This window comes from Actinocrinis sp., from assembly GCF_035650855.1.
In the GTDB taxonomy this organism is placed as follows: Bacteria; Actinomycetota; Actinomycetes; order Streptomycetales; family Catenulisporaceae; genus Actinocrinis.
In genome coordinates, this window is sequence record NZ_DASRGV010000281.1 from 1 (window position 1) to 8,711 (window position 8,711).

General features: G+C 69.9%; 8 protein-coding genes. 3 read left to right on the forward strand and 5 right to left on the reverse strand.

The window, feature by feature from the left end:
• The 5 genes from VFB40_RS20145 to VFB40_RS20165 all read right to left on the reverse strand — a co-directional run.
• Window positions 1-300 (reverse strand): helix-turn-helix domain-containing protein (locus VFB40_RS20145; protein WP_324852950.1); only part of this gene is annotated, 300 nt, incomplete at its 3' end.
• Between the two features lie 191 nt (window positions 301-491).
• Window positions 492-1,229: an AfsR/SARP family transcriptional regulator gene (locus tag VFB40_RS20150; RefSeq protein WP_324852952.1), complete on the reverse strand. Its 738-nt coding sequence runs from the start codon at window positions 1,227-1,229 to the stop codon at window positions 492-494.
• Window positions 1,230-1,438: 209 nt separating this feature from the next.
• Window positions 1,439-2,725 (reverse strand): ABC transporter permease, encoded by a 1,287-nt coding sequence (locus VFB40_RS20155; RefSeq protein ID WP_324852954.1) that lies wholly within the window; start codon window positions 2,723-2,725, stop codon window positions 1,439-1,441.
• Window positions 2,718-3,359: an ABC transporter ATP-binding protein gene (locus VFB40_RS20160; protein ID WP_349261566.1), complete on the reverse strand. Its 642-nt coding sequence runs from the start codon at window positions 3,357-3,359 to the stop codon at window positions 2,718-2,720. The genes VFB40_RS20155 and VFB40_RS20160 overlap by 8 nt, the downstream gene beginning before the upstream one ends.
• A 98-nt stretch (window positions 3,360-3,457) precedes the next feature.
• Entirely contained in the window at window positions 3,458-5,065 is a 1,608-nt protein-coding gene (locus VFB40_RS20165) for a peptidoglycan-binding protein (RefSeq protein ID WP_324852958.1), read from the reverse strand.
• A gap of 422 nt (window positions 5,066-5,487) precedes the next feature.
• Between VFB40_RS20165 and VFB40_RS20170 the strand changes: the two genes are divergently transcribed.
• The 3 genes from VFB40_RS20170 to VFB40_RS20180 form a co-directional block, all read left to right on the forward strand.
• Window positions 5,488-5,922, forward strand: a complete 435-nt coding sequence (locus tag VFB40_RS20170; protein WP_324852960.1) for a hypothetical protein — start codon at window positions 5,488-5,490, stop codon at window positions 5,920-5,922.
• 190 nt (window positions 5,923-6,112) lie between these two features.
• Window positions 6,113-7,054 carry a hypothetical protein gene (locus tag VFB40_RS20175; RefSeq protein ID WP_324852962.1) on the forward strand — a complete coding sequence of 314 codons (942 nt, stop codon included), beginning with the start codon at window positions 6,113-6,115 and terminating at the stop codon, window positions 7,052-7,054.
• A 138-nt stretch (window positions 7,055-7,192) separates the two neighbouring features.
• The coding region (locus tag VFB40_RS20180; RefSeq protein ID WP_324852964.1) for a CHAP domain-containing protein at window positions 7,193-8,711 on the forward strand (1,519 nt) is incomplete at its 3' end.

The window sequence follows — 8,711 nt, forward strand, 5'->3', positions numbered from 1 at the left end:
TGATCCCTGCCCGGCCTGCTCCAGCTGTTCGGCCGTGAGCTGCCGGTCCAGCTGGTACCAGCGCTCCTGCCAAGCCTCCACGTCGCCGCCGCACGCCCCGACGAACGCGAGCGTCACGTCCAGGCTCGGTCGCCGCACTCCGCCGGCCGCCTCGCCCAGCGTGCTCGCGCTGAATCCGGCGGTCTTGGCCAGAGCCCGGTAGGTCGGGTTCCCGGCCTTCTCACGCAGCATCCGCAGATCGTGCGCGAATGCCTGAAGCGGGCCGTCGTCGGGGTTGAGCAGGCGTGGCGTGCGACCCATCGTGTGTTTTGACCTTCCCCGACTCGGCTGGCGTGGTCGAGGGCGTGCACGTCTGACGCCCTGACGAATGTCCAGTCTTTCATGAGCCGGACGGCGTGAAGGCATGGCCTCCCGCCGTCGCGTGCTGGACCGGTTCAGGTCGTGATCAGGCAAATCACACGTTTGGTATCAGTTCATTACCGGCGGTCACGTCACGCGGGCCGGGGCATCGCCTCCAAGGGAACCTCCAGCGGCCGCGGCCGGGAGAGCCCGTGCGGGCCCGCGTACGTCAAGGATCGAAGGTGGATCTGCCGGGTCGGCACGCTCAGCTCAAGCCCCTGCTCTTGAACGAGCGTGCGACCACGGCCCGGACCCGCCGGCAGCCCCGCGCCGGTGCCGTACTCGGCACCGGCGCCGCTGCCGCCGTCTTTAGCGCCCCCGAGCATGCGTTCGGCCGCGGCCTTCATGGCCTCCGCCTCGGACCGCATCCGGTCCAGCCGCGGCGCTTCCTGTCCGCGCAGCAGTTCGGAGGGCACGTCCGCGAGTACCGGCCCCCGCCAAACCGCGAGCGCGTCGCCGAGCAGTCCGACTGCACGCTCGTACGCTCCGGCGCGGTACGCCGCCGCACCCTCCGTGCGCAGTCCGGCGAACCGCAGCACGTCGAACTCCTCCCGCTCCAACGCGATCCGGTAACCGCCGAGGCTGGTCTTGACCCGGTATCCGGCTGCGCCGAGCGACCGCCGCAACCGCATGACGTAGTTGCGCATCGTCGCCACGTAGCTCACCGGCGGCTGCCCGTCCCAGATCGCGTCGGCGAGCGTCTCCAGCGGGACGGTCTGTTCGGGCCGCAGCAGCAGCGCGGCGAGCAGGATCCGCTGCTTGCCCGCGTGCACGAACCGCGACCCCGAGTCGTCCCGCACGAGCAGCGGCCCGAGAATCCCGAACTCCATGTACTTCAGCCCCAGCCTTCCCGCGGACCGCGGTGGCCCGCGCTCTCGGTCGCGGGCGGCGCGCCCCGTGCCCGCCGCCCGGAAAGTTCTAACCCGGCGCGGCGGGCCGGCGACAGCGCGGCGGGCGTCGGTCAATCAATTCCGTGCAATCGCGGCCGCCGCTTTGCCCGCCCGTCCCGTGGAATAGACTGAAGTGCCTGGTCAGGCAGTTATCGGCGCAACGCCTCGGCCGGTTCGACGTACGCGGCGCGCAACGCCGGATACAGCCCGGCGAGCAGGCCGACCATGGTTCCGATGAGCGGCGCCGGCAGCACCGTCCACGGCGCCAGCACCGCGGTCCACTGTCGAGCGAGCGCGGTACCGATCACCACCGCCGTGCCGAGGCTGGTGCCGATAAGCCCGCCGAGGGTGCCCAGCGCGGCGGATTCGGTGAGGAATTGCGCCGCGATGTGCCGCGGCCGTGCGCCCAATGCGCGCCGAAGCCCGATCTCGCCGGTGCGCTCCAGCACGGCGACCAGGGTGGTGTTCGCGATTCCCACGGCGCCGATGACAAGTGTGATGCCGGCCAGCAGGAGGAAGAGGGCGTTGAAGTCTCCGGTCACGCCGTCGCGCAGGGTGGTCGGATCCGGCGGCGCGGTGATCTTGAACAGGTTCGGCTCATCCGGTCGCAGCGCGAGCGCCGCCTGTCCGGCGATGAGTTGCGCCGCCCCGAGCCTGGTCTCGATGAGCATGCTCGCGCGCTGGTCGGTGGGCTGGCCGTAGGCGCTGAGCGCGGTGCTGTCCGGGATGACGACCGACAACAACAGCTCGGGCATGCGCCGCAGGTCCGAGATGATGCCGACCACGGTGTACGGCGTGCCGTTGATGAACACGGCCGGTTCAGCGTCGAGGCGGGTGATGCCGAGCCGGGAGGCGGCGGCGGATCCGAGCACTGCGACTTGCTCTTTGCGTGCCGCGTGGAAGGCGTTGAAACCGAGGCCCTGGCTGTACACCGGGTCGATCGCGGCGAGTGCACCGGGGCTGGCCGCGTACAGGGTCAGGCCCGAACCGCTCGCGGAGCCAGGGGCTGCCAGGTCCGGTGCGGCGGACACGGTCGGTTGACGCAGCGGCAGCGGCCAGAAGACGCCGGCCGCGACGACGCCGTTGAGGGCCTCGATCCGGTGATCGGCGTCTGGGGGAAAGGAGATCGGGTCAGTGGTACCCGCGCCGGGTTGCGCGTTCTGCGTGCTGCCGACGTCCTGGACGGTGACCTCGGTCGCGCTGAGCACGGAGAAGCGCTTGTCGATCTGGCCGCCGGCGGTCGCGGTCAGGCCGAGGATCGCGACGAACGCGCCGATGCCGAGCACCGTGCCGAGCATGGTCAGCGCGGAGCGGCCGGGCCGTTGCAGCAGTCCGGCCAGCGCCTCGGCGAGCAGGTCGCGGAGCGGGAGGGCGGAACGCTCGGTGGTGTGGGGACGGGCGCGGTTGCGGCTGCGGATTGCACCGAGACTAGGCATGTTCGGTCAGCACCCCGTCCCGGATCGCCACGGTGCGCGAGCCTCTGGCCGCGACCGCCGGATCGTGCGTGATCACCAGGATGGTCAGCCCGGCCGCATGTAAGTCCTCGATCAGCGTCAGGACCGAGGCTGCCGTCGCAGAGTCCAGATTTCCGGTCGGTTCGTCGCACAGCAGCAGCGAGGGACGATTGACCAGCGCGCGTGCGACGGCGACGCGTTGCCGCTCGCCACCGGAAAGGTGGGCGGGAACCGCATCGGCTCGGTGCGCGAGGCCGACCTGAGCGAGCGCCGCGTATGACGCCTCGCGACGCGCCTTGCGTGGCGCGCCGTTGTAGATCTGCGCGAGCGTGACGTTATCCACCGCACTGCGATGCGGGAGCAGGTGGAAGGCCTGGAAGACGAAGCCGATCCGTCGGCCGCGCAGCGCGGTACGGTCCGCCTCGCGCAGCGTCCCGACGTCGATGCCGTCCAGCCGATAGCAGCCGGTGGTCGGCCGGTCGAGCAGGCCGACCACGTTGAGGAAGGTCGACTTCCCGGAGCCGGAAGGGCCGACGACGGTGACGAAGTCGCCGCGCTGGATGGTCAGGTTCGTCGGTCGTAGTGCCACGACCGGAGGCGGACCGGGATAGGTCATCCCGACCGCCGCGAAGTCGATGACGGGCGCTATCGACTGCGCGGCGTCGTTGTCAGAATCCGTATCCGCCCCTGCCGGAAGCTCGCCACTCACTCCGATCACGAGAGCCCTGCCCCGCTCTGCGCGCCGACCACCACGCGCTGGCCGGCTTTGAGCGAGCCCGCGGCGACCGGAGTGACCGCGACGAATCCGTCGCCTGATATGCCCGCGCCGACCTCGACACGCGAGGTGCTGTGCCCGTCGGTTTGGAGGACGGATACGGTCGTCTTCCCGTCGGCGCCGGCTGTCACCGCGGAGAGCGGCACGACCAGTACCGGACCGGGTGTCGCCGCGGAGGTAACCGTCAGCCGCACGTCCTGGCCTTCCCACCGGGAGTCCAGCGGGCTGTCCGGGGTCACGGTCACCGGGATGTACGGCGCGCCGCTCTGCGCCTGCCCCGACCCGCTGCCGTCCGAGCCTGTTGACGAGCCCGGGTCGGAACCGCCGTTGCCGGTCGTGACCTGGCCGACGGCGCCGATCACGCCGCTCGCCTGAAGCCCCAGGGTCTCGGCGGTGATCTGCACCTTCATCCCCGGCTTGAGCAGCCCGCCCTGATCGGTGGTCAGCTGCGCGGTGACCGCGAGCTGTCCCGAGGCGAGGGTGATCAGCGGCGCCTTGACCTGGTCGCCGACCTTCGCGGAGAAGGCCACCACCTGCGCGGGAAAGCCCGGCAGGAACGCGGCCTCGGCGGCCGGCAGCATCGGGCCGGTCCGCGCGACCAGATCCGCCTGCGCCTGCTCGGCCTGCTGGAGGGCCTTCTCAAGGTACTGCAACTGGACCTGGAGCGGTTCGGAGCCCGACCCGCCGGAACCGGAACCGGAACCGGACGTGGCCGAGGGCGTGCCCGATCCCGCGGGACCGGCCTGCTTCGCCGAGCTCTGACTTCCGGTGCCCGATCCGCCACCGGCGATCTGACGCTTTATGTCATCAACCGCGCGCTGGGCGTTGTCCACGGCGTCCTGCGCCGACCGAAGCGCCGACCGGTCGCCGTCGTCGCCAGGGCCTCCGGTGGTGGGTACGTCGTAGCCAAGGTTCTGATACAGCGCGGTGACCGCGGCTTTCGTGGCCGGGCCGAAGTGCCCGGCCGGATCACCACCGTGGTAGTGCCCGAGCTGTCTGAGCGCGCCTTGCAGCTGTGCGACGTCGTTGCCGTCGTCGTTCGGCTTGAGGTCCCGATAAGCCGGAACGGCGCCCTGCAAAGCGATCAGCGGCCGCCCGGAAACCTCGAGCAACACCGCTCCCGGCTCCACCCGCGCGCCGACCCTGGTGCGCACCGCGGTGACCACCAGTGTATTTGATCCCTGAGTCGAACCGGCCGGCGTGACCTGGTATTGAGCCGCGGCGGCGACGGTGCCGCGGGTGATCACCGTGTTGGCCAGCACCCGGTCCTCCACGGTCGCGGTGAGCACCGACGCGGGCGGCGCCGCGGCCTCGGCGGCCTGCTGCGCGGGCGACTTCACCAGAGTGGAAGCCACCAGCCCGCCGGTGGACAGCAGCGCCGCGGCCACCGCGACCCACAGCAGCGCGCGCTGCCGCCCGGGCGCTCGCTCTTTCGATTCCCGGGATTTCCCGCGCGAATCCGGCGGCAATAGCCCGGCCGTTTCCAGATATTCACCCCGCTCCATGTTTTCGAATTCCGCCGTGTGCGCCGCCGTGTCTGCGGACATGGTCCATCCCTGCGAGTCGATCGGCTTGGAGCGAAGGTCCCCGCGCGGCCGCCCAACCGCCCCGGTGCCGGCCGCCTGCACAGCGATCCTGATCCGCGTACCTGCCGCCTGTCAACCCGCTTCGTCGCAGTGACCGCAGTACCCTGTCACGCTGTGTGATGGCAAAGGCCTGATTCCTGTGATCTGGGTCACAGGGAAATGCACGATTTGCGCGCAGATAGCGCGGCGGCTCCGGCGGATATATCGCGGACGGCAGCGACCTGATATCGCCCACGCTGCGTTACTTCCTTGACTACCGAACGAAATTCGAACCATTCTTCACAGCGGCGTGCACGCCGTCATCAAGGCACTGAATCAGGGGTGCGGGCAGCTTCGGGCTCGAAATCCGGGGCCCGGCACCGTCACAACGAGGGAGACACATCGTGAGCATCCGCAGGAAGCTGGCCGCCACCGTGGCCACCGGCGCCTTCGTGGTCGTCGGCCTCGCCACCGCCATCCCGGCCGCCTCCGCGGCCGAGGGCGACGGCAACTGCACCTCCAACGACGCGGGCGCCGGCGGCGACCTGTGCCTGTACTTCAACTCCTACGAGGCGGGCGCCCGCTTCAACGACCCGTACACCGACAACTACGCCGGCTGGGTCTTCAAGGCGTGGACGAGCGGTACCGCGGGCGGCAGCAACGGCGCCGGCGTCGCCGTGAAGAACAACGCGGCGTCCGTGCAGAACTGGGACACCGCCCTGACCGGCTACGTGTACTACAACTCCAACCAGCAGGGTCTCAAGCAGGGCTTCAGCGCCTTCACGGCCGGAAACCTGGTCTCGGGACTCAAGAACAACAACGCGTCTCAGGGTTGGTAATCCGGCGGTACCCGCCGGTCATCTGATCGGCGACCGCGCCAAGCCGAGCTGCTGAGCGCGGGTGCTGCGCCCACTGGGATTGGGCGCAGCACCCGTGCCCTTCGCCACAAGGCCCGACCAGCTTAGTCGAGGACCCATGTTTCGCCCATGCTTTCGGCGGCTTGGCCGCAGCGTGCTGCTGCCTGCCGCCATGGCTGCGCTCACTGCGGCAGCCGTCGCCTCCTGCTCGTCCTCCGCGCCGGCCGGGGGCTCGCAGGCGGCCCAAGACGCGGGATTGCCGCTCACTCCGATCCATGTCGCGTCGATACCGACGATCACCGACAGCACCTCGCTCGCCTTCCCGATCGACGCCTATCTGATCACCGGGCAGCAACGCGCCGAGATGGACAACGCGACCGCGATCCTCGCCGGACGCTGTATGCGGTCGTTCGGATTCACCTACAGTCCGCTGCCGAAGGCCGCGAAGGCCGATCAGACCACGGAGACGAACGCGCCGCGGCGGTACGGCATCGTCAGCGCGGCACAGGTCGCAGCACTCGGATACCACCCGCCCACGACCGACGTGTCGGCACTGCGGGCGAGTGCGAACACGCTGGACGCCGCTGGTATCAGGGTGCTCACCGGGGGTGTGTCGCCGGCTCAGGGCCAGACCGCGACCGCGACCGCCGGGACTGCGGGCTCGTACAACGGCGTGCAAATCCCGTCCGGAGGCTGCCTCGGCGAGGCCAGGCGCCAGTTGACCGCGCACGGCGGAACGGTCAACGACTCGCCGATCGCGCAAGCCGTGGACGCCGACAGCCTGGCCCGCTCGCAGCAGGAGCCGCAGGTGGTCGCCGTGTTCAAGCAGTGGTCCGCCTGCATGGCGGCCAAGGGCTACGACTACGCGACACCGTACGACGCCGGTAACGACCACCGGTGGGCCACCAGCGCCCCGACCGCCGCGGAGATCCAGACCGCGAGCGCCGATGTCTCCTGCAAGCAGAAGACGAATCTGATCGGAGTCTGGTACGCGGTCGACTGCGCCCTGCAGACCAGCATGATCAGCGCCCAGCAGCAGCAACTCGACGCCGTCAAGAGCGGCATCTCCCAGGAGATCAAGGCCGCGGCGCAGGTCGTCGGCGCCGCCGGCTGAGCCGATCAGGCTTCTGCATCACCGCCCCACCCCACCCCCTTTCCCGGGTCACGACCGGTACTGCGCGTACGGCCCGTCGCGGGGGCGGGCTGCCGTCCGCTCAGCGCCGACCCACAGGTCGGACAACGAGAGGAAACGATGAAACTCAGAGATCTCATACGCCGGACGGCGGGCGCCACGGCGGTGGCCGTGCTGCTCGGCCTGACCGCCGTGACCGGCGCGCAAAGCGCCTCGGCGGCGGCCGGCGGCGACGCCGCGTCGCTGGCCGCGGCCAATATCGGCAAGAGCGCCGGCACCTGCGCGAACACCCCGACCTACAACAGCCTCGGCGGATCCGAGTTCGACGGCAGCTGCACCGGCAGCGACGGCGGCAACACCTACGGACCGGAGTACTGGTGCGCCGACTTCGCCCGCTGGGTCTGGCGCAACTCAGGCTTCTACACCGGCGGCCTGACCGCCGGCGCGGGCAGCTTCTACGTCTACGGCGAGAACAACGGCACGCTGCACACTTCGTCCTCTTACTCGCCCAAGCCCGGCGACGCCGTCGTGTGGAGCTACGAGGGCGGCGGATCGGCCCACCACGTCTCGGTCATCACCGCGGTCAACTCCGACGGCTCACTGGTCACCGCCAACGGGGACTGGGACGGCGTCGGCGGTCACGGCGAGGCGGCCTTCGCGACCAGCTCCTCGGTCGTGAAGATCACCATCCCGGCGGGCGAGACCACTCCCGGCACCTACGTCAGCGCCACCCACTACACGCTCTCCGCCTATGTGACCCCGGTCGCCAGCGGCACCGGCAACAACCCGCCGCCGGTCAACTCCGGCAACCCGTACAGCCCGAGTTCGGTCTGCGGCAGCGGCTACGGCGTGATCGACTCGCACGGCCTGACCGGAGCGACCATCTACCTGCTCTACAACGGCTCCAACGGCAACAACTGCGTGGTCACCCTCGCCACTACGCCGACCAGCGCGCACGCCATGAACGCGACGTTGGCAGTACAAGGCGGGAGTTCAGCGAGTAACCCAGGGACATTCACATATTACGCAGGGCCGGTAACCGAAAACGCGCCGAGCTCCTGCGTGGAATGGGGTGGCTCGTACGGCAGCTCGTCGTGGACCAGCGGCTGGAGCCACTGCGGCGGCGGCTCGGGCGCTCCGGCCCCGGCCGGCAACAACATCTACACCCCGACCCAGGTCTGCGGCAGCGGCTACGGCGTGATCGACTCGCACAACCTCGGCAGCGCCACGACCTACCTGCTCTACAACGACGCCAACGGCGACAACTGCGTCACCACCCTCGCCCACAACGTCAGCGGCGCGGTCTCGATGAACGCGACGCTCGCCGTCCAGGGCGGCAGCTCGGCGAGCAACCCGGGTTCGTTCACGTACTACTCCGGCCCGGTGATCGAGCACGCGCCGAACCAGTGCGTGAAGTGGGGCGGCTCCTACGGCAGCACCTCATGGACCAGCAGCTGGAGCCACTGTGGTTCGGGCACGTCGACCGGACCGGGTAGTTCGAACCCGTACACGCCGACGCAGGTCTGCGGCAGCGGCTACGGCGTGATCGACTCGCACGACCTCGGCAGCGCCACGACCTACCTGCTCTACAACGACGCCAACGGCGACAACTGCGTGACCACCCTCGCCCACAACGTCA